This is a genomic window from Photobacterium panuliri (genome assembly GCF_059920555.1).
This window is the reverse complement of record NZ_CP197193.1, coordinates 570,053-595,060: the sequence shown is the minus strand read 5'-3', so window position 1 is coordinate 595,060 and position 25,008 is coordinate 570,053. Positions and strand designations below refer to the sequence as shown.

The window sequence follows — 25,008 nt, the reverse complement described above, 5'->3', positions numbered from 1 at the left end:
ATCAAGTATAAGGGCAAGTTATCTTGCCCTTATACCAACACCACAGCACAAGGTGATGACGCAACTATAGATTTACAGTAATAAGCGAAATCCCGAAATTCCATTGGTTTACCAAAATAAAAGCCTTGTTGTAACACTACTCCACGATTGGCAAGATATGTAGACTGCTCACACGTTTCTACACCTTCCGCAATCATCTCCATTCCGGCTTCCTTACCAAAAGCAATAATCGAATCAAGCAGCGATAATTTAATATCCGATGTACCGATAGTTTCAACAAACATTTTGTCTATCTTCAAGCTACGGATATTCAATTGTTGTATATAGCTAAATCCACCATAGCCTGTACCGGCATCATCAAGTTTTACGTCAATGCCCTGATCTCGTAGTTGCTCAATCACATTAGAGGCCATCGCCAAATCAGTAAATCGCTTACGCTCAGTCACTTCGAATGCAATCTGATCAGGCGAAATATTACTTTCTTCAAGTAATGCCAGCGCGCGCTTCATGACATCGGGATGCTCCAACTGATCAGGGACAATATTGATACTAATAACCTGTCTGGTTTCTTGCCAATTTAATTTATCCATTTCACGAGCAGCTCTCGAGAGCAACTGTTCAGTAATAGGAAATATTTGTCCGCTCTTTTCAACATAGGGTATAAATTCCATTGGTGATATCATATCACAGCCCGGTCGCTGCCAACGGGCAAGCATTTCACACCCATAGAGTGAGTTATTTGAGACATTGACTATCGGCTGGTAATAAGGAATAAACTCTTTTCTTGCCAACCCCTGCTCAACCAATGAATGAAGAGATAAGCGTCGAGTTAAAAACAACCTATAGGTCGCCACAAATATCATACCAAATGTTGCACCTAATAATAACAATGGCAGAATTGCAGCTTGCTCATAGTGATTCATCAATCTTGGGCTTACATATATATCCACCCTCAAACCATTATCATAAGTTGAACTCAATAATGGTTCCTGCTCCAATAGATTCGCATCACCACGAAAAAATGAAATATTTGAATTTTCAGTAGACGTGAGTCTCGTTAAAACACAATCATCACAATATATATTTCTTAAACTATCAACAATCAATGGCTCAAGATATACAAACATTGAACCTAAATGATTTTTCCATTCAGCAACTATTATTTGCTGCTTATCATTTAATTCATTGACTACCCAAAGTGATATATTTTTATTGACGTTATTAACGAGTGGTTTCATCGCTCTATCGCTTTCAATAGTATCAAAGCTAGAACATTTGCCCCCATTTTTAAGCTGTAGTGATATGCGGCGAATCATATAATCACTGTAGCTTATTTGTTCTAAGTAATGTTGATCGTCTTCACTGCAGTCGAACCGAAACTTTTCACTAAGAGCATAGAGAGAATCAGGGTACCGCTCTACTCGATTGGAATAAGTCGACAAGAGTTCTTGGGCATCGTATTTTAACATTGTAGAAATGTAAGTACGAGAAGCAATCCCCGTGAACATCAACGCAAACGATGCGCATAACGTAATAACAACTACGAAAAACAAATAACCGTTAGGCTGACACTGCTTAGCCAGTCCATTGTGATTTGATGTTTGTCGTTCTAAAATCAGCCTCATACTACCAACAAGCCCAGCATCCTACGCTAACAAGATTCGCTATTGCCCCAACATTTGGGCGCAACTTGCTATCCCGTTGAATTACCTTAAGAAATTAACAGCAAAAACCACTAATGACCACAAGCATATTCAACAATATTGGTATTGATTTAAAACTATTGACCTAGATCACAACAAACGTACAGACATGCGGAATAGTAAACTGTAGTAACCGATTACATTATTATCGGTTACTACCATGCAATAAATGCCTTTCAGCACATTTAAAGAGACTTGCTTGAATAATCAATACCTTTACAGCATTTCTTCTCACGAAGAACGACGTAAGCACCACCGATAATAAAAGCAATGACTAGCAACGTTTCCATCATTACAGTAAACCTTTGAAAAATTAAAAATAAGGGGTTGTCCAAGGTCTAAAAAATGCCTCTAAACGGCACTTAGAAGCAATTTTTAGACAGGGCTAAGATACCGTAATTTGCCCTAAAATGCACGCTGGAGTTATTTTTTTGTGAAAAACAGAACAAATTTACTGAATAATTAATGACATTCCCATAATTCGATAAAATCATCAGGTAAACTCGGAAAAACCGTCACATTGTATTACTTTCTCTCCATCCCCCGTCAATCACCACTTGTGATATCAAGGATTTCCGACTCTGTTCCCTTCTTTGCAAAAACGTTCATCTCACTTAACAATCAATTATCAAGCGCATCAATAACCACTGAAACATGGCAACAACTTATGATAGATACTCGAGATTTAACAGACTAACAACGTTAACCCGCACAACGGATCTCGACAGTATTTCCCTCTGGATCATTGATATACAATGAACGGTCAAAACCGCCAGCACCATACCTAACGGTAAACTCTCCAACTTCTATTCCACCAGCCTCCAAACATCGGCAAATCTCGGCTTCCTCCAATGGCTTTATTTGAAGACAGAAATGATCCATATTGTTACCTTGATGAGTGGGGGCTCCTCCACCTTTCCTGCCCAAATCGCTCTCCACATCAACCAAGTCGATCAAGGCGCTCCCTGCTCTCAGTTGTGTCAAGCCTAATGCTTTCTCTGTTTCGCGCTCTATCTGACAACCCAGCACTTGAACATAAAATTCAAGCATCTCAGTGAGCCGGGTTGTGCGTAGAACAATATGATCAATACCTGTTGCTTCTATCACTGGATAACTACCTAGAGACAAACTCCTCATTAAAATTTAGTCGCTCATCTCACTTATACCCAAATTATCAAAGGTGGAAACAGCGTGGGCATTGAGATAAAAATCGTGCAGACAACATAAAACCCAGTACAATGCTGACCGCTTTTATATCCACCGCACCAGCAGGCACAAAGATTGAAACTCAGTAAACGTCTAAAACAAATCGAATCAATGGTGACTTCAGACTATAGCCATATCTGGGATTGCTGTTGCGATCACGGCCACCTAGGTACCGCCCTCCTTACCCGTAACGCTGCTCAGTATATTCACTTTGTTGATATCGTCCCTGAACTTATCGAGACTCTTGAAAACAAGCTACAGCATTTTCATGAAGATTCTGAAACACGTTGGGAAGCTCTGTGTCAGGATGTTTCTACTTTGCCACTCAGCCGCTACAAAGGCCGCCAACTCATTATTATTGCCGGCGTTGGTGGGGATCTCATGACAAAATTTATTGAGGACTTGCATCTACACCACCCAAAAGTGGATGTCGACTTTTTACTGTGCCCTGTTCATCATCAATTCACGTTAAGGAATAAGCTCAATTCATTGGGTTTTAGTTGCAAACAAGAAGCATTGGTCGAGGACAACCAACGTTTTTATGAAGTAATGTTGGTATCTCCCCCTAGAACAGACCGGGATATTGATAAATTATCGGCTGTCAGCCTTGTAGGCGAATCATTCTGGCTGTCCGCAATACCAGAACAAGATACCATTGCACAAAAATACCTCACAAAGACACTGGCTCATTATCAACGAATCCAGCAAGGCAAGAAAGTAGACGTACAGCATATTATTGATGCTTACAATGCAGTAACCGTATCATGAAGTAACTAGGTAAAATTAGGCCGCGGCCCATGCAGCGGCCAATGGAGAAGCGACCCTTTTATTTCTTGCTACCACGATATGGAAGCAATGAGCAATCACAAGGTATCGTTGGTGAATCACAATAGTTTGTTGGAATGCAATCTATGACATCGGGTTGGCAGTAGCAATCACAGGTTTCTAAACAATTACGCCAACGACGCTTTCTTTTTTCTTTTCTATCATTCTGGCTCTCGATCAAATAAACCGTTCTACAATCTTGAAACCGCTTTCTAGCCAAAGGCAAGCTTTTCACTACACCATGCTCAATGACTAATTTACGGATCGCTTCCGAACAAGAATCCCCTTGACGATAATATGCATGGGCACATCGGTACCCTTTATACGGCGATATATAGCGCTGATAAAAACGAATTAATACGACTACCGCACGACGCATCCGTCATTCCTCATCTAAAGACAATACTTACTAAAAATTTTGCGGAAATACTATCATAAAAAGACATAACTTTACTTACGTCGCCTCCATTCCCGCAATAAAAAAAGTCCACCACCAATTACACCACTCACAATGCATATTTGATGGAGCTGCGAAATACTCACAACACCATGCAGAAAATTCAGTGTTCCAAATGGATACAACAAATTCACATCAACGTGCATAACACTATCAATCAATACATGACTAAATGTACCAATAAAGGCAGTGATGAACGCAATTTTCCAAGATATGGGGACATAGCAATCCCAGCGCATGATTCTTAACCCTAACTCTCCCAAGGGTTTTCCTGTTATTGCCGCAATGATAGCAATAACTACCGCCCCCAATAGAGAATGAGATGTACCATGCAACTCACCGTTGTACCCAAGCATCACCAGCAATGGCTGAATATCAATAAGAATTTGCGACCACCCGAAAACAGTCACAGAAAATGTTCGCCCTAGTGCCGCTTTCATGACCAGACTTGGTCCCATATGTAACGGTGTAAACGGCATGACCTCATCCTAGTTCACATCTGAAATTCATTGTGCGCTAGAATACCAAGAAAGAAGTCCTTAACCTTGCCACCTTATTCATTTTGCGAGTGATGTAGAGTTAAGATGAGCTTTATACATAATTTACAGCTTAGATAACTACTTTTTAAAATATAATTTATACCTATCACTGTAAGCTATTGATTAAAATTAGTATAGGATAATAATAAACAACTAGCAGATTTTATATAACTGGTTATTCTACATTTAAAAATGCTAATTCCGTTGTCGAGTATTTAAACAAACTAGAGTGATTAATTATTTACTACGATGGCATTACTAGTATGAAAAAAGGGAGAAGCAATGCTTCTCCCCCTATTTTCAAGCAGCGATATAACTTACAACCAACGTGCCTGGCCGGTAAATGATACCGATAGCCAAGCATCACCAAGTTGCTCAGACAAAGATTCCCAAAGCACTTGACGTACCTGATCCTGACGCTTAGTCGTCCAGAAATTATCATCTCTAACTAAGATATTCACCTCAAGATCATACTGACGACCAGTTTTCGCCAAATGATGGGTATAATCCTCAAAATGATATTGTTTCGACAGTTTTTCAATCACACGATCAACATTTTCCTGAACATCATCTTGTGGTGCCACCAACAAGACTTCTTTCAAGTTGCGTCGTAACACGCTAATCGGCAATACAGCAGCTGCTAGTGATAGTGTTGAAACCAAAATTGGGTCCACATAGCGGTTCCACTGCGAATAACCAAATTGATCCATGATCATGACAAGAACAAAACCAACCAGGATTGCTGCACTCAGAATACCATCGATCAACCACTCCTGAGAGTCGACTCTCACAAGCTCAGACTGCTCACTTTTCGCAATATGAATTTCAGTAAAATATATCGCAAAGCTACAGAAGGTCGATAGCACCGCGTAGATCATGGCGTGCTCTAGCACAATTTCATGACCTCCGCTGACAATGGTTTGCACACCATTGATAAACGCCAAGATACAGGTAATGAGGATGAGCAAGCCATTGACCACGTTAATTAACGGTTCAAGGTGCGCATATCCAAATTGGAAATATTCATCATCGGGTTTTGAGACGAGGTAAGCGGTATACAGGCTCAAGCCAGTCATACCCATACTCAACAATGAAAACATGCCGTCAAGCAGAATCGCATCGGATCCGACATACAATCCGTAGCCAACGCCCAAGCTAGTCAGTAGTACCGTACCGGCAAGGGACATCTTAAGGGCCATGCGCTCTTTACTAATTTTACGGCTAGTAGCCATAATTTCCTCCTGTTATTACTCTATTTGCAATTTCAATTGCGGTTATTTACATCTTGCACATCAAGTGCAAACCTATAATGCAACACATACGTTACATATATACTACTATCACAGCTCACGAAGATGAACAAGTTCATGGCTGTCATCACGCTGATCGATCAGACTAATTTTTCAGAACATTTTCGTCAAGCCAGCGCGAAAAAGCACTGGCTTGCAAACCTGAATGCAATGCCGATTGCTGCTTTCCTTTCTTGAACGCAAGCACACTTGGTACCCCACGCAAACGAAAGCGCTGTGTCAGTTGCTGATGTTTGGTCGCATTTATCCGAATAAAGCGTATTTTTTCACTACGCTGCTTCGCCATTTTTTCCACGACTGGCTTGAAGGCTTTACAAGGTGCGCAATTGTCTGACCAAAATATGGCGACAACAGGTCGAGGTGACTGTGTCATTGCAAGAAACGTTTGAGCGTCTACATCAACGACAGTGCCATCAATCGCCATTTTTTGGCAAGACGGGCATAATGGGGAGTTTGATAACGAATTGACTGTAAACGAATTACGTTGATTACAGTGCGGGCAAACAAGAATAAAATTAGACATAAATCACACATTAGAAAGGCTAAAATATATACCTAATCACCTTGTAAAAGCAATCAACAAATCTCGTTATATCACCAAATATGAACGAATAGTGTATATCATCGCTTTTCCGCTCTGTCTCTCGGCGATCCTCAACGCTCATGGTGCGTTCTTTTGTAATTGTAGTCGCTCAATATCACTATAAAAATTAAGCATTTTTGCGCGACTTACACTGTACTCAAAACCAGACCCATCACAGAAATTACTCTGGTTGTGCAGTTCCGGACTCTTAAGACGGAGAAAACTGCATGTCGCATACTGTTCACAAGCCAGATCCCTCTCTTGGGCCAACTTGCCCCAATAAGTTGTAAAGTGCTGCAATGCAAACTCAAGCTGTTCGTAATTTTCAGCACTGAGCTCTGTTCGAAGCAGCGCCAGCTCTTTTTGTCGTTCACTCATAAACTCATCAAACGATGCCGTCAATGACTTTACCCCTGACCCCGTATAGCACTTGTCCTCAACATAAATATCGCGCTGACTACTTATCCCCGCTCCCTCCTCTTGCGAAGTACAAGCCGCAACAAAAAATAACAAACCAACAGCACTGCAATACTTCATGGCATATTCCAAACTTTGTTATATAGATTTAGTGGTAGATACCAAACCATGCCTGACCGTATTAAGAAGTATGCGCAACCCGCTCTACAATTTCGCGTTATCATCTACGGTTCTTAATCCTGACACAACGCTACATGTTATGAGATGAAAGACCACGATGCAGGGTGTACCGAAATGTTTACTCCCCAATCAACACCCACCACAGGCGAACATTAACATTCTGATTACAATTAAAACTATCAAGTAATCCAGCAACGCCCTTCTCACAACCCGATTTCTCGCCGGTTTACTGACAATTTGCTGTCCGCCTCATTTGAGGCAGCTAAAAAAGGAGCGAGTGATGAATGTACAAGCCATGCCGATGCATCGCTTCATCGATCATCGAGGTTCATTAGTACAGCCACTACCTAGTTGGGCTGACTTGGCTACCTTAAGAGATTTTTACCGCGACATGGTACTAACCCGTGCCTACGATCTTAAAGCCGTCGCCTTACAACGAACAGGTAAACTAGGAACCTACCCATCACACCTTGGTTCTGAAGCTATTGGTATATCAATTGGCCACGCCCTGCTAGCCTCTGACGTCTTCATCCCCTATTACCGGGATCTTCCAGCCATGTGGAAGCGAGGAATCGGAATGGAAAAAAACCTCCAATATTGGGGAGGTGATGAACGTGGTAGTGATTTTTCTACCAACGGTAGCCTAAGCCGGGACTTACCGTTTTGCGTTCCAATCGCCACTCAGTGTACCCATGCGGTTGGTGTAGCAGCAGCGCTTAAAATACAAGGGCACCATCAAGCAGCACTAGTAACCTGTGGCGACGGCGCGACATCAAAAGGGGACTTCCTCGAGTCACTCAACTGTGCCGGTGCATGGAACATTCCGCTGGTTTTCGTCATAAACAACAACCAATGGGCCATCTCTGTCCCCCGCTCTCTTCAGTGCGGGGCTGAACTGCTCTCCGACAAAGCCAAAGGGGCCGGTATCGAAGGCATCACCGTTGACGGCAATGATGTCGTGGCGATGTACGATGTGATCAAAGACAAATTGCACAAGGCACGTATTGGCAAAGGAGCCACCCTGATCGAAGCCATAAGCTATCGCTTAAGCGACCATACGACTGCCGATGATGCATCTCGCTACCGAAGCGATGATGAGCTGAAACAAGCATGGGATTACGAGCCTCTCACCCGTCTGCGAACGTTCTTAACCCAGCACTCAGCATGGAGCGACAAAGAACAGAATGAATGGGACGAGCATTGTAAACAGCAGATTCAAGTCGCCGTCGACAAATATCAATCTATGTCCCCCCAGCCGCCTGAAGCGGCCTTCGACACATTGTTTGAAACACTGGATGATGATCTGCAACGTCAGCGTGACATGATTATCAACAAAGCGATGCGGATGCAAGGAGAGCACTATGGCTAATATAACCTTGCTTGATGCTGTGAACCTTGCTCTACACCATGAGATGCAGCATGACTCAAACGTTGTCGTTCTCGGTGAGGATGTAGGCGATAACGGTGGTGTATTTCGTGCAACGGCAGGGTTAAAAGAAAAATTTGGTTGCAAACGAGTTATTGATACCCCCCTGGCAGAAGCCTTAATTGGTGGTATCGCAGTCGGAATGGCATCGCAAGGACTACGCCCCGTTGCTGAATTCCAATTTCAGGGGTTCGTCTTCCCTGCAATGGAGCACTTGGTTTGCCACGCTGCCCGAATCCGCAACCGAACCCGTGGCCGCCTGACCTGCCCCGCTGTCTTCCGCGCGCCTTTTGGCGGGGGAATTCATGCACCAGAGCATCACTCGGAGAGTGTTGAAGCGTTATTTGCCCATATTCCAGGAATAAAAGTCGTCATTCCATCTTCACCTCGCCGTGCTTATGGGCTACTTCTCGCCGCCATTCGAAGTAATGACCCAATCATGTTTTTCGAGCCAAAGCGCATCTATCGTACAGTCAAATCCGATGTAACCGATGACGGCTGTGCCTTGCCACTCGATCGTTGTTTTACCCTACGCCAAGGACGCGACCTAACCTTGGTAACATGGGGAGCTTGCGTCGTTGAATCATTACAAGCCGCAGAAACCCTTGCCTTGAACGGTATCGAAGTGGAAGTCATCGACTTAGCGACTATCAAGCCAATCGATATGGCAAGTATTATTCATTCACTCAACAAAACCGGACGCATACTGGTGGTACACGAAGCCTGCCAGACCTGTGGTATTGGCGCTGAAATCCTTGCGCGAATATCCGAACAAGCTATGTGCTTACTCAAAGCCCCGCCTAAACGGGTCACCGGATCAGATACCATCATGCCGTACTACCGCAACGAAGACTATTTCATGATTCAACCTGATGATATCGTTGCAGCTGCCCGTGAACTTGTGGAGGGATGGAAATGAAATCTTTTTTACTACCCGACCTGGGTGAAGGGCTCGCCGAATCAGAAATTGTCAAATGGCATGTCAATATTGGCGATGTCGTTGAAACTGACCAAGTTGTAGTTACCCTTGAAACCGACAAGGCCACCGTTGAAGTACCCGCTCCCTACAGTGGCACCATTATCAATCGTCACGGTAATGAAGGGGATATCATCGGCATCGGCAGCCTGCTGCTTGAAATCGAAGAAAATCAGTCGTCGTACACCCCACCACCAACGACAGAGCGCAGTACACAATCATCACCCAATGCAGCAACCGTGGTCGGTAATGTATCCAGCCAGACCCACGATATCAACGTCGACGAATTCTGGCTCGGTCACCATGCAGAAAAACCAGAGAATCACCCTCAACTCACGGCCATGCCATCGGCTCGAATCCTAGCTAAAAAACTCGGCATCAAACTTGAAGTCATAAAAGGCTCAGGGCCTGACGGGGTTATCACCGACCAAGACATCTACCAAGCCTGCAGCCAACAGACCCCCGGTACAGAAGTTCTGAAAGGGGCCAGACGCAGTATGGTGGACACCATGTCCTCATCTCACCAGCAAGTCGCTAACGTCACCCTCACCGAAGAAGCGTATTTAGAAAACTGGCACAATAATGAAGACATCACATGCCGGCTGATACAAGCCGTTGTGTCTGCCTGCCAGCAGGAACCTGCCCTCAATGCTTGGTTCGATGCGGAAACCCTGACCCGCTGCGTCCATACAACAGTAAATATAGGCATCGCCGTCGACAGCAAGCACGGACTCTATGTACCCGTACTTAGGCATGCTGACCAGCAATCTTCCGGCAGTATCCGCGAATGGCTCGACAAGACAATCCTCGGCATTAGAGAACGCAAAATAGAGCGAGAACAACTTCAACATGCCACTATTACCTTATCCAACTTCGGGGCTATCGGTGGAATTTTCGCCACACCTGTCGTTAGCCCACCGCAGGTCGCCATTATTGGCGCGGGTAGAATTATTGAAAGGGTGGTAATGCGACACGGCACAGTGCAAGCCATCAACGTCCTGCCATTGTCTATCACGTTTGATCATCGAGCCTGCACGGGAGGAGAAGCCGCCCGTTTCGTCACCACCCTCGCCCGCCATCTCGAACAAGCTGATGGCAATTTTTAATTATTGAAAGTAACCGCTCAATAACCAAATAAAAAAATGCCAGTCTTACGACTGGCATTTTTTTCGCTAATTGATCATAACCCTACAGCATTAATCGTCGGCGCTTGGATCAACAGGCTTTTTCTTCTTCGGCATAAAGACATTGTCGCCCACTGCCATATTCTGGTAGAAACGCTTATCCATACGCTTCTTCGGCTTGTCTGCGCCTTGCTTCTGCTTCTTGTCAGCAGGCTTCTTCGTTGTTGGCTTCTTCTTGTGGAATTGCTTCTTAGGCGCAGGTTTCAGCCCCTTGAACTTACCTTCCAGCCCTTCGATTGTCGTGAAACTAATCTGCTGCTGCAAGAAAGCCTCCACATTCTTGAAGCTCTTCCAGTCTTTTGGACCAACAAGCGAGAATGCATCGCCCTTGTTACCGGCACGACCCGTACGGCCTACACGGTGTACATATTCTTCAGCATGCTTCGGCATATCGAAGTTAATTACATGCGATACCTTGCTGATATCCAAGCCGCGAGAAGCAATATCCGTTGTCACCAGAATCTTATGACAATCACGCTCAAACTGACTCATGATATTGTTACGCTGAGTCTGGTTCATATCACCACTGAGTGCCACTGCCTTAAGCTTACGCTCATTCAGTAAGTTGGTCAGACGATCAGTATCAGCACGGGTAGCCGTGAAGATAATCATCTGATCATACTCTTCAGTTTCGATAATCTTATCCAGCAGAGCCTGCTTGTGATCTAGGTGATCACACAGAATAAAACGCTGGGTAATATCTGTATGCTCTTCTGCTGAATGGCCAACCGAAATGCGTTTAGGCTCCTTCAGCATATCAGACGCGATGCTGACGACATCTTGATGATCCAGAGTCGCCGAAAACATCATAGTCTGGCGGCGGCGATGAGACGCTGCCTCATGAATACGGCGCAACTGAGCTTCAAAACCAAGATCAAGCATACGGTCAGCTTCATCCAGAATCAGCATTTCAAGCCCATCAAGACTTGTACTACGGTGTTCCAAATGGTCAGCAAGACGGCCAGGGGTTGCAATCACAAACATCGGGTCATTGCGTAGTGCCTTAACCTGATCGTTAAAGTTCTCACCACCTACAATCAGTGTGCCGTCATATGGCGTGCCGGCATTCAATGTACGTAGCTGGGCAAAAACTTGCTTTGCCAGTTCACGAGTAGGCGTCAATACCACTACGCGAGGGTCGCGGCGAGTAAATGGTTTGCTGCGGTACATGCGCTGCATCGCTGGCAGCAAAAATGCCAAAGTTTTACCGGAGCCAGTTTTCGACGATGCCAATATGTCTTTACCCAGAATCCCTACTGGAATCGCAGTTTGTTGAATTTCAGTTGGTTTCTCAAACGCCAAATGGTGAAGTTTTTTGATCAGGCGTTGGTCTAATCCAAGATCGTTAAATAGCAAAATCGTGCTCCGGTCAGATGCTCTTTGCGAGCGGGTATCGTACTTTCGATTGAGTGTGACCACGAACATAACCTGCCGTGATTTGAGTCACACATCACTAAATTTGTTTAGCAGAGAATTATACCATAAATCTTTAATCTGACACGCTATATTGACCATCAAGCCTACGGATTCTATCAGGTCACCTCAATATGCTGGCTCCAAAGTGCACTGAATTATAATCAATAACAAGTCTGTGACCGGTTTTGCATCCTATGACGAATTACTTGATCATTGATGAAAATTATAATAAAACAGTGTTCATTAAATTTATGAGCGACATAGCTTTGGCCACAATAGGCTTGATCCTAAATTGAGCCAAATAAGATCGAAAAGGATATTGCCATGCGTACACCATCAAACCACCTCTTCCCTTGCACTCTGGGGTTATTTATTGCTGCTATCATTGTCTGGTCAGGCATCAACCCAGCGTTTCAGGCGGTTTGGATCGCTGAAATCATACCTGTTGCAGCAATTTTCCTGCTATTGGTTGTTACCTACCCTAAATTTCGCTTTTCAAATATGGCTTATGGCCTAATGTCTGTCTGGCTGATCATGCATGCCATCGGAGCCCATTATACCTTTGCTAACGTCCCCTTCGATTGGTTCAATGGTTTCTTCGATTCAGGCCGAAACCACTTCGACCGTGTCGCCCATTATTCTATCGGGTTCTATGCTTTCCCTATTGCGGAGTTATTAACCAGAAAACGATACTGTAACCCTGTCTTAGCATCTTTTGTCGGCTTGACCAGCATCATGGCCGTCGCTGCCGGGTATGAAATTATTGAGTGGTGGTATGCCGTGTTAGAAGGTGGCGATGCCGGTATTGAATTCCTTGGTAGCCAAGGCGATATCTGGGATGCACAAAAAGACATGCTAGCTGATACACTCGGCGCCATCACAAGTTTAAGTCTCTTCGCAATAACCAAGCCTTACCATTTGACTGAGTAACTTATTTTACAGTTATATATTCAAAATGCAGAATTTAGAGTGGGTCCAATGTATTCAATAAAAAAGACCGAACAGATAGTATTCCTGCCAAAGGTACTGTTCTTCGATTGAAATACATTGGCTCGCTTTAATTACACGACCCTTTACAATCCAAAATATTTAATTACAAGGGTTCTATTGACAGGTAATTATCCTTCCCGCATATTCAGGAACACATTTAAATAATGAATAATAGAACGGTACCATCATGTTTAAAAGACTTGCATCAGAAGCGCTGGGCCTGAGCGATATTGGTCGCATTGTATCGCCAGCCGATTACGATAAAGTAGACGCAGACGATTATATTTTCCACGAAGACAATGAAAAAATTTTCTTTTTGATCAAATCAAAAAAAGATGAATATTGCTTTACCAACCGTGCTCTTATCCATGTCGATGGCGAATTAGCAATAAGCTCAAAGCGTGTATTGAAACGCTATGAATATGCTTTCAATCAGTTTTCTTCTGTCTTGCTAGAAACAGCGGGTACTATCGACCTTGACGCCGAAATCAAGTTTAACGTTGGTGAGACATATTTCTCGATCGATGTTGACAAGCAACAGATTGAACAACTAAAGGATTTGTATAAAGCCTTATTCGAAATTTCTCACTTACAGATCATTAACTCAGATCGCTTAAAAGATTCATTCCGTTCACTTGAAATTGCGTCTGAATCCGTTGGGCGAATTACATCACAATCAACGGTTTCATCTGAATTTGAGAAAATAACGCATTTCGCAGCACAGTATATGGAATCATCGAAAGAAAAGTATATTCGCGAAGATTTTTCTGAGATATTCGAAAAATATATTAACAATTAAAATATAATCTCAAAAATAGAGCCCAGCATCATCTGGCTGGGCTTTTTGTTTAAATAGCGTACTATAAATCAGGATAACCATCAGGATTTGATGACTGCCAACGCCAAGTGTCTGCTGTCATATCATCAATAGTTCGTGTCGCTTGCCAATGAAGTTCTTCTTTCGCTTTTGCAGGATCAGCCCAACACTCAGCTATGTCACCTGGACGGCGAGATACAACTTGATAGGCAACCTCAACCCCTGCAGCTTTTGAGAATGCATCAATCATCTGTAAGACACTAAAACCATTTCCGGTACCCAAATTATAGATATGCAGACCCGCTTCGCTGCCTTTATGGGTTAGCGCCGCTAAATGACCATCAGCAAGATCCAACACATGAATATAGTCTCGGACACCCGTTCCATCTACCGTTGGATAATCATCGCCAAAAACAGATAAAAACTCACGGCGCCCTACTGCAACTTGGGAAATAAATGGTACGAGATTATTAGGTATGCCCTGCGGATCCTCTCCCATCAAACCAGACTGGTGTGACCCAACGGGATTAAAATAACGCAGCAGAGTAATGCTCATTTCCGGATAAGCACACTGGATGTCCGTCAGACACTCTTCCACCATCAGCTTACTGCGGCCATACGGATTAGTTGCACTCGTCGAAAAGTCTTCCTTGATCGGGACTGAGATAGGATCACCATAGACAGTCGCTGACGAGCTGAATATCAAGCTACCTACACCAGCAGCGCGCATAGCCTCCACCAGTACCAACGTGCCATGCACATTGTTATCATAATATTCCAGCGGCTTCTCAACTGACTCACCCACCGCTTTCAAACCTGCAAAATGAATGACGGCATCAATTTTGTTTTCGGCAAATATTTTATCAAGGACTATACGATCGCGTATATCGCCTTCATAAAACACAGGGCTTACACCCGTTAGCATCTCGATACGCGATAATACAGATCTTTTACTGTTACTAAGGTTGTCCAAAATAATCGGGGTCATGCCCGCTTCAATCATTTGAACACAGGTATGACTGCCAATGTATCCCGTGCCACCAGTGACTAACACATGCATACGTCTCTCCCTGTCTACACCCAATATACTCAAAACATAGCATACCCAAGGAATATAATTAGGCAGGGAGAAAAACCATTATCAAATAATGTAACATATGTGGAACATCGTACTATCAAACCACATAAAACACACTCTAACCAATTGAAAAATAAAATCAGACAGTAGAACAACGCCATGTATCACAGAACTGTCCATTACATTTTTTTCATGAAAAAATTAGACATAGCCCACCCTCTACTTTAAGCTACACATCAAAATGCATGAAGTTGCGTACAAATGGAATAAAACGAAAGGGATAAACACTATGACGGTGATTTTTAGAAGTGATCAACTCCGTTCTGAAAACCTCGCCCACATGGAACTCGGTGCAGAAACACTAAGGCAACAACTACAAACTCTATTTCCCATTTCTGCAGTTGTTACCCTGATTATTGCCTTCGCTATTTTTGTTACCGAAAGCGCACTTGCACCAACAGCTATTACACTGATCGGAACTGGGCTTTCCATTACACTTCACTACCTAAACCTTCGCCGTAAAAATCCTTATCTGTTAATTTGGGTATTCATTGCTTTTACCTCTTTTACTTGCATTTACGATTTCTACATTCAATCAACTAATTTAGTTTCCCATACCGTTGCTCTGACTATTCCTCTTTTGTGCTTCTTCGCTCTTCGCCATCAACTAGCATGCTGGTATAGCCTACTATTTGGACTGGTATATATCGTAATGAGTGCCAGCGAAATGGCGAGCAAACAGCACCAAATTACAGAAACGCTGCAAAATCTGAGTGCCTACATCATGGTTGTTGTCATGGCCTATCTACTTGCCCAACACCGCAACGACGCTATCAAACAGGTCCAGCAAGCATCAACCACTGACTTTCTGACCGGTCTTCTTAATCGACAGGGCATGGAAGCAGCCTACCAACAGCAGGCCTATCGCAGTAACCGCTACTTAAAAGATCTCACTATGCTCTCACTTGAGATCGACGGGCTCAAAAATATCAACGACAGATACGGGTTGGAAGCTGGCGATAATGTTCTGATTATGGTCGCGAAGCGCCTTAAGCAACTCTCGAATACAGGTGACTACCTTGCAAGAGTTGGAGGTGGTGAATTCTGCATACTACAACCTGAAACCTCGTTGGATGAAGCCGAACAAAATGCACTCAACTTAAAATCCCACATAGCGGCTTGCCAACTGCATCTTGATAACGGGCAGACAATTTCAGTGACGGTAAGCATCGGCTTAACCCAAGTTGAATACCAAATGTTCAGTTTAGACTACATCAAAGTCGATTCAGCCCGACAGCGGGCGAAAAATTGGGGACGAGATCAGATAGCAATAAGCTAACTTTATAATACTTAAATAAAATCCGGTATATTACGAAAACAAACTATCTCCAAATTAGCTCAGGTGTAGGATCTACAATGACGCAGCGAACATTATGCCAATGGAAATGCTTTAGTGTTGAACAATCAGAGCATCAGCTTCCTGATGGACGGCATATCGAATTCACTACCGTTAAACACCCGGGAGCCGTGATCGTTTTACCTATAACCAATCAAGGTGATCTTGTCATGGTAAAACAGTACCGCCCCGCTATTGGCAAATGGATTCTTGAATTCCCGGCAGGGACTCTCGAGCCAAATGAAGATATTCTGACATGTGCCCAACGCGAACTTGCAGAGGAAGCCCAACTGCAAGCTCGTGACTGGCAAGCTATGGGCGACTTATTTCCCGTACCAGGTTTTTGTGATGAAGTGCAGCATGTCTACCTTGCCAGAGGATTGTCACCAGCAAATGGCGAATTAGACGAAGACGAAATCATAGAAGTGGTTACGCTAACCCCTCAAGCCTTCATAAGCAACGTCGCCGATGGTAAAATCAACGATGCAAAGACGCTGGCAACATTCCTAAAAGCGCAGGCGTCAGGTTATTTATAACGAAACGAATGAATATTACTTACTGAACTGGCAGCTCGATGGATAAACTATTTACATATCTCAATAAATTCGCAGCTATTATGGCTATGCTGATGTTTATCATCGGTGGCGGTATGGCACTGTTCGTGTTTTTCTTCGCCCCCTAGCATCATATTCAGCCACGGAAACCTCATTACTCTCGTTGCAACGAGAGATACAGCGGCTACATTCGCATCCCTCCATCTACTTCAAGTACCCGTCCGGTAAAGTAGTCGCTTTTTAAAATAAATTTCACCGCTTCTGCTATCTCAGACGGTTTACCTATTCGCCCTAATGGGATCATGGCCTGCAATCTCTCGATGGCTTCTGGCTTCAACTGTTTGGCCATTGAGGTATCAATCACACCAGGGGCAATAGCCGCAGCTCTTATTCCGTAACGCGCCAATTCTTTTGCCCAACACACCGCCATCGTAGCAACTGCTGCCTTGGAGGCGGCATAATTACTCTGTCCGGCATTACCCGCTCGGGCAATACTGGAAATATTAATAATCGCCCCCTCGCAATCAGCCTGGATCATCTGCAATGCCGCTTCTCTTCCGCACAGAAACGTTCCTGTACAATTGACTGCCATCACATTCTGAAATTGACTCAACGGCATTTTTTCAATGTCGTCACCCTTGGCTTTAACCAACATGCCATCATGTAATATACCTGCATTGTTGATTAAGCCATTCAGTCGTCCGAAATCCCCCATGATCTGCTCGAACACTGCTTCCACTTGATTCTCATCGGTGACGTTTACCTGATATATAAGTGCTTTGGCACTGAGCATATGGCACTGACGCTGGGTTGCAGCCAACCCTTCAGGATCGATATCAAGCAAGGCTAAGTCAGCACCGGCTCGCGCCAAACAAATTGCTATCATTTGCCCCAACCCTTGACCTGCCCCGGTTATTGCTATGGTTGACTGCCTAATATCCATCCGTCATTCCCCCATCATCACTGCGGCTTACTGCTTCGAGTTATCACTCCGGCGTCGATAGAACTCAAACAAGCTCGAAAAGTCCAACAACTCGTTACCGGCTGCATTATGAAAGGCATACAAATTTCGCGCCAATGTCCCCATAGGGATCGGGGACTGGCTTTCAACAGCAGCATCGAGTCCCAACCCCAAATCTTTTAACATCAATTTCGCCATAAACCCCGGTTGATATTGCTGTGACGCAGGCACATTCGCCATCACCCCAGGACAAGGATTATAACGGTCAAGTACCCAATTTTGCCCCGAACTCTGCTGCATGATTTCAGACACAACCTGCGGATCCAACCCATTATCAATAGCAAGGCTCAATGCTTCGCAAGCTCCTGCCATCTGAATGCCAAGCATAAGATTGTTGCAAATTTTGGCCATCTGGCCATCTCCCGCTTTGCCTGCATGCAGTATTGATTTACCGATCAATTTGAGAACAAGCCCTGCGCGCTGGAAATTGGCATCACTTCCCCCGACGATAAACGTCAATGTACCGGCTTTCGCTCCCGCCACACCGCCAGATACCGGTGCATCGACAAAATCAACGCCCTTACTCGCCGCTTGAATTACCACCAGCCGAGCCGAAGCAGGGTCGATTGTGGATGAATCAATAAAAAGCGTACCGCTATCGGCCATATTCAATATACCAAGTCCACCATCATGATCCCCCAAATACACCGCTCTGACCTGTTCGCCGGCCGGTAACATGGTAATCACAGTATCGACGCCTGATACGACTTGTTGCAACGTACCAACAACCTCAGCCCCTTTGTCAGCAAGATCCGATGCGGCATCGGCAACGACATCATAAACCTTGACCTGACATCCGGCTCGTAGCAGATTCAATGCCATAGGGTGGCCCATATTACCCACCCCGATAAACCCAATTTTCATGATTAACCTCCTTTACGCCCCTAAATACTCGGCTTAATACGCGCTGAGTATTCCGGGAGTATGGATAGCCTCGAGATGTTGAAGCGGATGTTCATTGTCTGCCCATAAAGGCGTAAATAAGCGATCAATCAAAGATTCATCGACTTGTTCAACGGTTGCAAACTTCCATTGAGGCTGACCTGTCTTCTCGATAAGCCGAGCTTTGACCCCTTGGTGAAACTCACCAAGTAAACCGCAACGCACCGATATGGTCAGCTCCAATCTAAAACAATCCGCCATTGTTTCATGGCGATATTGCCTAATCTGACGATAACAGATATGGGCCGAAATCGGGCTCCCTGATGACAGGGCCGACTGGGCACGTTGCAACCATGAGGGATCCACATTTGGCTTTGTACCAAGTGAAGCAATTCCCTGACAAACCTCAGCCAGACTCCCGTACTGGCACACTTGCTGGATCTCGGTAAGATAAGGCAATAGCTGACTACAGGGGTGTTCAACCAACGTCTGATGCCCCAAACTAGCCAGCACTTGATCAACCAACACTTCTGGCTCGGCACCTAACCAGTCAGCTTGCTGCAAACAAGAAATGAACCTTAGCTTGTCCTTTGACGCGACAACATGATCTGCCATACCGATCGCAAGTGCATCACTGGCATTTAGCGTCGCACCGGTGAGCCCGAGAAACAGACCGACCCCCTGGGGTAATTGATTCAAAAACCACGTCCCCCCTACATCGGGATATAAGCCAATATTGATTTCCGGCATGGCTAATTGGCTTTGCGGCGTCATCACTCGATGGCTAGCTCCGATGTAAAGCCCCATTCCGCCGCCCATCACAATACCGTCACCCCAAACAATGATAGGCTTTGGATAGGTATGAATCAGATAGTCAGTGGTATATTCAAGCGAGAAATAATCCGTTAAAAAGCCTGTTGCCTGACAACCGAGCAACGGCGCACCATGTGACGTTGTCACATCATCTTGCACCGAATCCATCACCCGGTACATGCTCCGTACGTCACCTCCTGCGCAGAAAGCCTTACTACCTGAGCTATGGAGAAACACGCATGCAATACTTTCATCATACTGCCAGTGCACCAAAGCCTCGTAGAGTTGCTTTAGCATCGGATAGCTTAATGCATTCAACGACGATGGGTTATCCAGCTCTGCCATTCCTATCTTGCAACCGTCGCGGCAAACCAACTCTGAAATATTGACCTTCCCAGCCCCTTCCATAATGACTCCTAAACGGTAATCGTGAATATTATTGATTTTTCCAAACTGGTGGACGTTTTTCGAGAAAAGCATTAACGCCTTCGCTTTGATCTACGGTATCGAACAAATGCATAAACAGTTCACGTTCCTTGACCAATGCATGGCACATCGGCGCCGTTCGCGTGTACTGAATCAACTGTTTGCATGCTGCAATCGAGCTTGGTGACTGATTTGCAACAGAGCGGGCCATAGATAGCGCGACATCCAAACTCTGACCGCAGGCTACGACTTCTTCAGCAAGGCCAATATCCACAGCCTGTGACGCTGTCACTCTTTCACCACACAGTATCATCCGCTTTGCCCACCCCTCACCGACAAGCCGAGTTAGGTTTTGCGTTCCCCCTGCGCAAGGCAGCAAGCCAACTTTTGCTTCCGGTAACGCCAACTCGGCGTGAGCTTCAACCACCCGAATATCGCAGGCCATAGCAGCCTCCAGGCCGCCCCCCATCGCATACCCGTTCACCGCCGCGATAGATACCCCCCGAAATGCAGATAGAGTTTCAAAAGCCTCGCCAAAACACTTTGCCATATTAAATGCCGTTGCTTTGTCTCCGTCGGCAAACAGTTTCAAATCCGCCCCTGCGGAGAAAAACTTCTCACCCTGACCGGTCAAAACCAAAGCATAAATATCCGGATCCGAATCCAATTTTCGTACACTATCTCGCAATTCAATCAAGCTGCTTTCAGTCCAGGTATTGGCTGGTGGATTGACTATCGTAAGTATGGCTAGATGCTTTTCAATATCGCACTGAATCATTGACGAACCACTCATATAGCCCCCATATTGGGTGTGTTATTTCAGTGCAGATCAGCACTGTCTTCGAGCACCCGACGCGCAATGATCAAGCGCATTATCTCATTGGTGCCTTCCAGTATTTGATGAACCCTGACATCCCGAAAATGGCACTCAAGGGGATATTCACGGATATAGCCATAACCACCAAAGAGCTGTAATGCCTGATCGCAAACCTTAAAACCGATATCCGTCGCCATCCGTTTCGCCATCGCACAATATGCCGTCATCTCGGGATCTGCGTGGTCTAACTTGAAAGCGGCATAGCGTACCAACTGGCGTGCAGCCACAAGCTCGGTAACCATATCGGCCAACTTAAACTGCACTGACTGAAATTGTGCCAGAGGGTGGCCGAACTGATGGCGCTCCACCACATAGCGACGAGCTTCATTTAGGGCCTGTTGTGCTGTTCCTAACGAACACGCGGCAATATTAATCCGGCCACCATCCAATCCCTGCATTGCAAATCGAAAACCATCGCCTTCATTACCCAACAGACAATGGTCGGGAACACGCACCTGATCAAACGAGATAGATCGGGTCGGTTGACTATTCCACCCCATTTTCGGCTCTTTTCGACCATAGCTGATACCTTCAGCTTGGGCCGGCACAACAAATGCTGAAATACCTTTCGCACCACCTTTATGGGTACGAGCCATAACAATCAATACATCGGTTTCACCAGCCCCGGAAATAAATGCCTTGGCACCATTAATTACATATCCATCACCATCATGATCAGCCCTCGTCAACAATGAGGCAGCATCCGAACCTGCATTGGCTTCCGTCAGGCAATAAGAGCCTAACCATTCACCGCTGACTAACTTGGCGCAATATTCAGCCTTTACCTGATCGCTTCCAAACCGGGCTATCATCCAACTCACCATGTTATGTATCGTCATATAGGCTGTAGTTGATGTACACCCCATCGCAAGCTGTTCAAAAATAATGGATGAATCAAGCCGACTTAAGCCAAGCCCCCCTTGAGCCTCAGGCACATAAAGCCCCATGAATCCCATTTCAGCCGCCTTACGCAGAACCGCTTTGGGAAAAACCTGCAATTCATCCCACGTTGCGGCCTGTGGTGCGAGATGCTCATCGGAAAATTGTCGAGCAGCATCAATAAAAGCCCGCTGCTGTTCGTTCAATTCAAAATCCATCACATGCCCCCATATTTACCCTGCAAACCATACATGCCACTGGCGTACTGGTAGTTAACGCAGATGAATAGTCATATTCGGGCCAGACGGTATATCCTGATCGAACCAGCGTGCCGTGACGGTTTTAGTTTCCGTATAAAAGCGCACCGCCTGCTTTCCGTATGCATGGAGATCGCCATAAAAACTGCCCCGCCACCCGGTAAACGAGAAAAACGGCAACGGTACCGGTATTGGCACGTTCACTCCGACCTGACCAACCTGAACCTGATGTTGGAACTGACGTGCGGCTGCCCCGCTACCGGTAAATATAGATGTTCCGTTGCCATATGGATTGCGGTTTATGAGCTCAATCGCCTCAGTCAAACTGTCTACTTCCAGACAAACCAATACCGGGCCAAATATCTCCTCCTGATAAATAGACATTGAGGATTCAACACCACTAAACAAGGTTGGTCCGACCCAATGACCATCGGGATACCCATCAACGGCACAATGGCTTCCGTCAATTTCACAAATTGCCCCTTGGGCGATTCCCTCTTTAATTAACGCAAGCACCCGCGCCTTGGCCGCTGCACTAATCAACGGCCCATAAGCAGCCTGCTCATCATCCGAAGCTCCGGGGCGGACATGTGACATCTCCGCCCTTAATGCTGGAAGCACCGTCTTTGCACTACCGACCAATACCACCACGGAGATCGCCATGCACCGCTGTCCCGCCGCCCCCACCGCCGCCCCGACAAGGTGACTGACAACTTGCTCCATATTGGCATCGGGCATCACAACCATGTGGTTCTTTGCCCCTGCAAATGCCTGTACTCGCTTGCCGCTACCGGTACCAGTCTGGTAAATATAGCGAGCAACGGGAGCAGAGCCGACAAACGACACAGTACGAATGTCAGGAGCGACAAGCATCATATCGACTTGCTCTTTGCCCCCGTGCACAATTTGCAGCACGCCCTTAGGTGCTCCGGCCAACTCAAACAACTCGGCAAGGCGTATCGCAGTCAAAGGCACTTGCTCGGAAGGTTTCAGAACAAAAGTATTACCTGCGGCTATCGCCATCGGAAACATCCAAAGCGGAATCATGGCTGGAAAGTTGAACGGCGTGATCCCGCAACACACTCCCAATGGCTGAATTAATGAATAGGTATCAATATCAGGGGCAACATTCTCAACCGTCTCTCCCATCATTAAGCTAGCGATATTGGCAGCCTGTTCAACCACTTCTATCCCACGCCATACATCGCCTTTAGCATCGGCAGCGTTCTTGCCGGTTTCGCTGGAAAGCAACTGCGCCAATTCATCATGATGTTGCTTGAGAAGATGCTGATAACTCAACATCAAGCGGGCTCTTTCCGGAACCGGCACTTCACGCCATGATTGAAATGCCTCACCGGCACTGGTGATTGCCAAGGCCACTTCCTGCTCAGTCGCCAACGGCACTTTTGCTATCTCGACATTGGTTGCAGGATCAGTAACTGGTAACCAATGGCTAGTCGACGAAGATCTGAACACGCCATCGATATACAAGGGTACGCTTGGTAGGCTTTTAAGCTTGTTCATGATGACTCCTCTGGGGTGCTCTCCCAGCTCAAAGACTAGGGAATCTCAATAGCAATAGCGGTTGCTTCTCCGCCACCGATACAGCATGCAGCAACGCCCCGCACAGGCCGGTTATCAATATGCCGCTGCCTGCGCAAACGATGGAGCAAGGTAACCAAAATGCGCGCACCACTCGCACCGATAGGATGCCCCAAGGCACACGCGCCACCATCAGGATTGACCCGCTCAGGATCAAGCCCCAACCCTTTGATGGCTAACAACGTAACAACGGCAAATGCCTCGTTAATTTCCCAACTATCAATCTCCGCCTCCCGCCAATTGAGCTGTTCCAATAAACGACGAATAGCGAATTCAGGGGCTGTAATAAATTCTGCAGGCGCTTGAGCATGGGTAGCATGACCTCGAATCACGGCCAAAGGTGCAATGCCTGCGGCCTGTGCCACTTCTGAGTCCATTACCACCAATGCTGCCGCACCGTCTGAAATCGCACTTGAGTTTGCCGCCGTCACGGAGCCTTTAGGGGAAAAAGCCGGTTTTAAGTGGGGGATTTTTTCGATATTGATGCTGGAAGGATGCTGATCAGCAATGATTTGCTTATCGCCATGACGATCACTGACGGTTACCGGAACAATTTCATCACTGAACCACCCCATCTCTTGGGCCTGCTTGGCTCGCTCTGTCGATTTCACGGCCCATTTGTCCATACTATGTCGGCTTATACCCTCTCGATCCGCGATTTGCTGAGCGTAAACGCCCATCAAATGCCCATCATAGGCATCCTCCAACCCATCCAAAAACATGTGATCGAGCAATTGACTATGCCCCAAACGCAACCCATGCCGGGCATTAAGTTGCAAGTACGGCGCATTGGTCATGCTTTCCATGCCCCCAGCAACAATACATTGCCGCCCGAGCAGTACACCGTCGTACGCCTGCATCACCGCTTTCATGCCAGATCCGCACACTTTATTGACAACGCTACACCCGACTGATTCCGAAATCCCAGCAGCCAGTGCTGCTTGCCGAGCCGGGGCCTGCCCGCAACCGGCACTGAGCACAAGCCCCATAATGACCTCATCGATATTAATCTGACTATCCGCCATATCGGCAAGACACCCAGCAATGGCAATACTACCGAGCAGAGGGGCAGGCTGGCTGGCCAAGTTGCCCTGAAAACTACCAATAGGTGTTCGTTTGGCTGCAACAATCCAGACTTCTCTATTCATCAGCTTGTCCCCATCCTCATTTTTTGCCGGATCAATAGCCGTAATT

Annotated in this window: 25 protein-coding genes; 9 read left to right on the top strand and 16 right to left on the bottom strand. The window is 45.8% G+C overall.

From position 1 onward, the window contains the following. Positions 1–29: 29 nt before the first annotated feature. Positions 30–1,625: an EAL domain-containing protein gene (locus tag ACSF8X_RS18910; protein ID WP_500851992.1), complete on the bottom strand. Its 1,596-nt coding sequence runs from the start codon at positions 1,623–1,625 to the stop codon at positions 30–32. Positions 1,626–2,405: 780 nt separating this feature from the next. Then, entirely contained in the window at positions 2,406–2,810 is a 405-nt protein-coding gene (locus tag ACSF8X_RS18905; RefSeq protein WP_500851991.1) for a VOC family protein, read from the bottom strand. Positions 2,811–2,984: 174 nt separating this feature from the next. On the opposite strand from ACSF8X_RS18905, the gene ACSF8X_RS18900 reads away from it, so the two are divergent. Beyond that, positions 2,985–3,677, top strand: coding sequence for a tRNA (adenine(22)-N(1))-methyltransferase (locus ACSF8X_RS18900; protein WP_500851990.1), 693 nt, complete (start codon positions 2,985–2,987; stop codon positions 3,675–3,677). Between the two features lie 58 nt (positions 3,678–3,735). On the opposite strand, the gene yidD is transcribed toward ACSF8X_RS18900, so the two are convergent. From yidD to ACSF8X_RS18875, 5 genes are all read right to left on the bottom strand, one after another. Further along, positions 3,736–4,113 (bottom strand): membrane protein insertion efficiency factor YidD, encoded by a 378-nt coding sequence (gene yidD / locus ACSF8X_RS18895; RefSeq protein WP_084722232.1) that lies wholly within the window; start codon positions 4,111–4,113, stop codon positions 3,736–3,738. Between the two features lie 71 nt (positions 4,114–4,184). Then, positions 4,185–4,670, bottom strand: a complete 486-nt coding sequence (locus ACSF8X_RS18890; protein WP_500851989.1) for a metal-dependent hydrolase — start codon at positions 4,668–4,670, stop codon at positions 4,185–4,187. A gap of 377 nt (positions 4,671–5,047) precedes the next feature. After that, on the bottom strand, positions 5,048–5,962 hold the full coding sequence (locus tag ACSF8X_RS18885) for a cation diffusion facilitator family transporter (RefSeq protein ID WP_047879086.1): 915 nt from the start codon (positions 5,960–5,962) through the stop codon (positions 5,048–5,050). Positions 5,963–6,125: 163 nt separating this feature from the next. Then, positions 6,126–6,563 carry a DUF6568 family protein gene (locus tag ACSF8X_RS18880; protein WP_047879087.1) on the bottom strand — a complete coding sequence of 146 codons (438 nt, stop codon included), beginning with the start codon at positions 6,561–6,563 and terminating at the stop codon, positions 6,126–6,128. 138 nt (positions 6,564–6,701) lie between these two features. Further along, positions 6,702–7,160 (bottom strand): hypothetical protein, encoded by a 459-nt coding sequence (locus ACSF8X_RS18875; protein WP_047879088.1) that lies wholly within the window; start codon positions 7,158–7,160, stop codon positions 6,702–6,704. A 340-nt stretch (positions 7,161–7,500) separates the two neighbouring features. Between ACSF8X_RS18875 and pdhA the strand changes: the two genes are divergently transcribed. From pdhA to ACSF8X_RS18860, 3 genes are read left to right on the top strand one after another with little or no spacing between them, the layout of a single operon-like run. Further along, the gene (gene pdhA / locus ACSF8X_RS18870; protein ID WP_500851988.1) at positions 7,501–8,589 is read left to right on the top strand and encodes a pyruvate dehydrogenase (acetyl-transferring) E1 component subunit alpha; all 1,089 of its coding nucleotides are present in this window, start codon (positions 7,501–7,503) and stop codon (positions 8,587–8,589) included. Beyond that, complete coding sequence (locus ACSF8X_RS18865) at positions 8,582–9,565, top strand: alpha-ketoacid dehydrogenase subunit beta (RefSeq protein ID WP_047879090.1); 984 nt, start codon at positions 8,582–8,584, stop codon at positions 9,563–9,565. The genes pdhA and ACSF8X_RS18865 overlap by 8 nt, the downstream gene beginning before the upstream one ends. Beyond that, a complete protein-coding gene (locus ACSF8X_RS18860) occupies positions 9,562–10,728 on the top strand; it encodes a dihydrolipoamide acetyltransferase family protein (protein WP_500851987.1) in 1,167 nt (388 codons plus the stop codon). Before ACSF8X_RS18865 ends, ACSF8X_RS18860 begins: the two co-directional genes overlap by 4 nt. Positions 10,729–10,818: 90 nt before the next feature. Here the strand turns inward: ACSF8X_RS18860 and ACSF8X_RS18855 are convergent, their stop codons facing one another. Further along, complete coding sequence (locus tag ACSF8X_RS18855) at positions 10,819–12,162, bottom strand: DEAD/DEAH box helicase (protein WP_500852122.1); 1,344 nt, start codon at positions 12,160–12,162, stop codon at positions 10,819–10,821. Between the two features lie 384 nt (positions 12,163–12,546). On the opposite strand from ACSF8X_RS18855, the gene ACSF8X_RS18850 reads away from it, so the two are divergent. Both ACSF8X_RS18850 and ACSF8X_RS18845 read left to right on the top strand, forming a co-directional pair. Then, the gene (locus ACSF8X_RS18850; protein ID WP_500851986.1) at positions 12,547–13,152 is read left to right on the top strand and encodes a DUF2238 domain-containing protein; all 606 of its coding nucleotides are present in this window, start codon (positions 12,547–12,549) and stop codon (positions 13,150–13,152) included. A 247-nt stretch (positions 13,153–13,399) separates the two neighbouring features. Further along, positions 13,400–14,011, top strand: a complete 612-nt coding sequence (locus ACSF8X_RS18845; protein WP_500851985.1) for a PH domain-containing protein — start codon at positions 13,400–13,402, stop codon at positions 14,009–14,011. 61 nt (positions 14,012–14,072) lie between these two features. Here ACSF8X_RS18845 and galE read toward each other — a convergent pair whose 3' ends face one another. After that, positions 14,073–15,089, bottom strand: coding sequence for a UDP-glucose 4-epimerase GalE (gene galE / locus ACSF8X_RS18840; protein ID WP_500851984.1), 1,017 nt, complete (start codon positions 15,087–15,089; stop codon positions 14,073–14,075). Between the two features lie 307 nt (positions 15,090–15,396). On the opposite strand from galE, the gene ACSF8X_RS18835 reads away from it, so the two are divergent. The 3 genes from ACSF8X_RS18835 (at position 15,397) to ACSF8X_RS18825 (ending at position 17,185) form a co-directional block, all read left to right on the top strand. Then, positions 15,397–16,446, top strand: coding sequence for a GGDEF domain-containing protein (locus ACSF8X_RS18835; protein WP_047879162.1), 1,050 nt, complete (start codon positions 15,397–15,399; stop codon positions 16,444–16,446). 77 nt (positions 16,447–16,523) lie between these two features. Next, positions 16,524–17,039: an NUDIX hydrolase gene (locus ACSF8X_RS18830; protein WP_047879095.1), complete on the top strand. Its 516-nt coding sequence runs from the start codon at positions 16,524–16,526 to the stop codon at positions 17,037–17,039. 38 nt (positions 17,040–17,077) lie between these two features. Then, positions 17,078–17,185 (top strand): hypothetical protein, encoded by a 108-nt coding sequence (locus ACSF8X_RS18825; protein ID WP_047879096.1) that lies wholly within the window; start codon positions 17,078–17,080, stop codon positions 17,183–17,185. 56 nt (positions 17,186–17,241) lie between these two features. Here ACSF8X_RS18825 and ACSF8X_RS18820 read toward each other — a convergent pair whose 3' ends face one another. The 7 genes from ACSF8X_RS18820 to ACSF8X_RS18790 are packed head-to-tail and all read right to left on the bottom strand — an operon-like array spanning position 17,242 to position 24,962. After that, positions 17,242–18,000 (bottom strand): SDR family oxidoreductase, encoded by a 759-nt coding sequence (locus tag ACSF8X_RS18820; RefSeq protein WP_500851983.1) that lies wholly within the window; start codon positions 17,998–18,000, stop codon positions 17,242–17,244. A 27-nt stretch (positions 18,001–18,027) separates the two neighbouring features. Further along, positions 18,028–18,945, bottom strand: a complete 918-nt coding sequence (gene mmsB, locus ACSF8X_RS18815; RefSeq protein ID WP_500852121.1) for a 3-hydroxyisobutyrate dehydrogenase — start codon at positions 18,943–18,945, stop codon at positions 18,028–18,030. A gap of 30 nt (positions 18,946–18,975) precedes the next feature. Then, entirely contained in the window at positions 18,976–20,181 is a 1,206-nt protein-coding gene (locus tag ACSF8X_RS18810) for an enoyl-CoA hydratase/isomerase family protein (RefSeq protein WP_500851982.1), read from the bottom strand. Between the two features lie 28 nt (positions 20,182–20,209). Next, entirely contained in the window at positions 20,210–20,992 is a 783-nt protein-coding gene (locus tag ACSF8X_RS18805; RefSeq protein ID WP_500851981.1) for an enoyl-CoA hydratase, read from the bottom strand. A 26-nt stretch (positions 20,993–21,018) separates the two neighbouring features. Further along, positions 21,019–22,173 (bottom strand): acyl-CoA dehydrogenase family protein, encoded by a 1,155-nt coding sequence (locus ACSF8X_RS18800; protein WP_500851980.1) that lies wholly within the window; start codon positions 22,171–22,173, stop codon positions 21,019–21,021. 54 nt (positions 22,174–22,227) lie between these two features. Then, positions 22,228–23,736 carry a CoA-acylating methylmalonate-semialdehyde dehydrogenase gene (locus ACSF8X_RS18795; RefSeq protein ID WP_500851979.1) on the bottom strand — a complete coding sequence of 503 codons (1,509 nt, stop codon included), beginning with the start codon at positions 23,734–23,736 and terminating at the stop codon, positions 22,228–22,230. Positions 23,737–23,771: 35 nt separating this feature from the next. Further along, positions 23,772–24,962 (bottom strand): thiolase family protein, encoded by a 1,191-nt coding sequence (locus ACSF8X_RS18790; RefSeq protein ID WP_500851978.1) that lies wholly within the window; start codon positions 24,960–24,962, stop codon positions 23,772–23,774. Positions 24,963–25,008 lie beyond the last annotated feature (46 nt).

Bases quoted from the DNA above. Each gene is read 5' to 3' on its own strand.
- ACSF8X_RS18805 (WP_500851981.1), bottom strand. From the start codon at position 20,992: ATGAGTGGTTCGTCAATGATTCAGTGCGATATTGAAAAGCATCTAGCC.
- ACSF8X_RS18865 (WP_047879090.1), top strand. From the start codon at position 8,582: ATGGCTAATATAACCTTGCTTGATGCTGTGAACCTTGCTCTACACCAT.
- galE (WP_500851984.1), bottom strand. From the start codon at position 15,089: ATGCATGTGTTAGTCACTGGTGGCACGGGATACATTGGCAGTCATACC.
- ACSF8X_RS18820 (WP_500851983.1), bottom strand. From the start codon at position 18,000: ATGGATATTAGGCAGTCAACCATAGCAATAACCGGGGCAGGTCAAGGG.
- ACSF8X_RS18875 (WP_047879088.1), bottom strand. From the start codon at position 7,160: ATGAAGTATTGCAGTGCTGTTGGTTTGTTATTTTTTGTTGCGGCTTGT.
- ACSF8X_RS18830 (WP_047879095.1), top strand. From the start codon at position 16,524: ATGACGCAGCGAACATTATGCCAATGGAAATGCTTTAGTGTTGAACAA.
- ACSF8X_RS18885 (WP_047879086.1), bottom strand. From the start codon at position 5,962: ATGGCTACTAGCCGTAAAATTAGTAAAGAGCGCATGGCCCTTAAGATG.
- ACSF8X_RS18790 (WP_500851978.1), bottom strand. From the start codon at position 24,962: ATGAATAGAGAAGTCTGGATTGTTGCAGCCAAACGAACACCTATTGGT.
- ACSF8X_RS18890 (WP_500851989.1), bottom strand. From the start codon at position 4,670: ATGCCGTTTACACCGTTACATATGGGACCAAGTCTGGTCATGAAAGCG.
- ACSF8X_RS18835 (WP_047879162.1), top strand. From the start codon at position 15,397: ATGACGGTGATTTTTAGAAGTGATCAACTCCGTTCTGAAAACCTCGCC.
- ACSF8X_RS18910 (WP_500851992.1), bottom strand. From the start codon at position 1,625: ATGAGGCTGATTTTAGAACGACAAACATCAAATCACAATGGACTGGCT.
- ACSF8X_RS18795 (WP_500851979.1), bottom strand. From the start codon at position 23,736: ATGAACAAGCTTAAAAGCCTACCAAGCGTACCCTTGTATATCGATGGC.
- ACSF8X_RS18880 (WP_047879087.1), bottom strand. From the start codon at position 6,563: ATGTCTAATTTTATTCTTGTTTGCCCGCACTGTAATCAACGTAATTCG.
- pdhA (WP_500851988.1), top strand. From the start codon at position 7,501: ATGAATGTACAAGCCATGCCGATGCATCGCTTCATCGATCATCGAGGT.
- ACSF8X_RS18810 (WP_500851982.1), bottom strand. From the start codon at position 20,181: ATGGAAGGGGCTGGGAAGGTCAATATTTCAGAGTTGGTTTGCCGCGAC.
- ACSF8X_RS18850 (WP_500851986.1), top strand. From the start codon at position 12,547: ATGCGTACACCATCAAACCACCTCTTCCCTTGCACTCTGGGGTTATTT.
- ACSF8X_RS18825 (WP_047879096.1), top strand. From the start codon at position 17,078: ATGGATAAACTATTTACATATCTCAATAAATTCGCAGCTATTATGGCT.
- ACSF8X_RS18845 (WP_500851985.1), top strand. From the start codon at position 13,400: ATGTTTAAAAGACTTGCATCAGAAGCGCTGGGCCTGAGCGATATTGGT.
- yidD (WP_084722232.1), bottom strand. From the start codon at position 4,113: ATGCGTCGTGCGGTAGTCGTATTAATTCGTTTTTATCAGCGCTATATA.
- ACSF8X_RS18860 (WP_500851987.1), top strand. From the start codon at position 9,562: ATGAAATCTTTTTTACTACCCGACCTGGGTGAAGGGCTCGCCGAATCA.
- ACSF8X_RS18800 (WP_500851980.1), bottom strand. From the start codon at position 22,173: ATGGATTTTGAATTGAACGAACAGCAGCGGGCTTTTATTGATGCTGCT.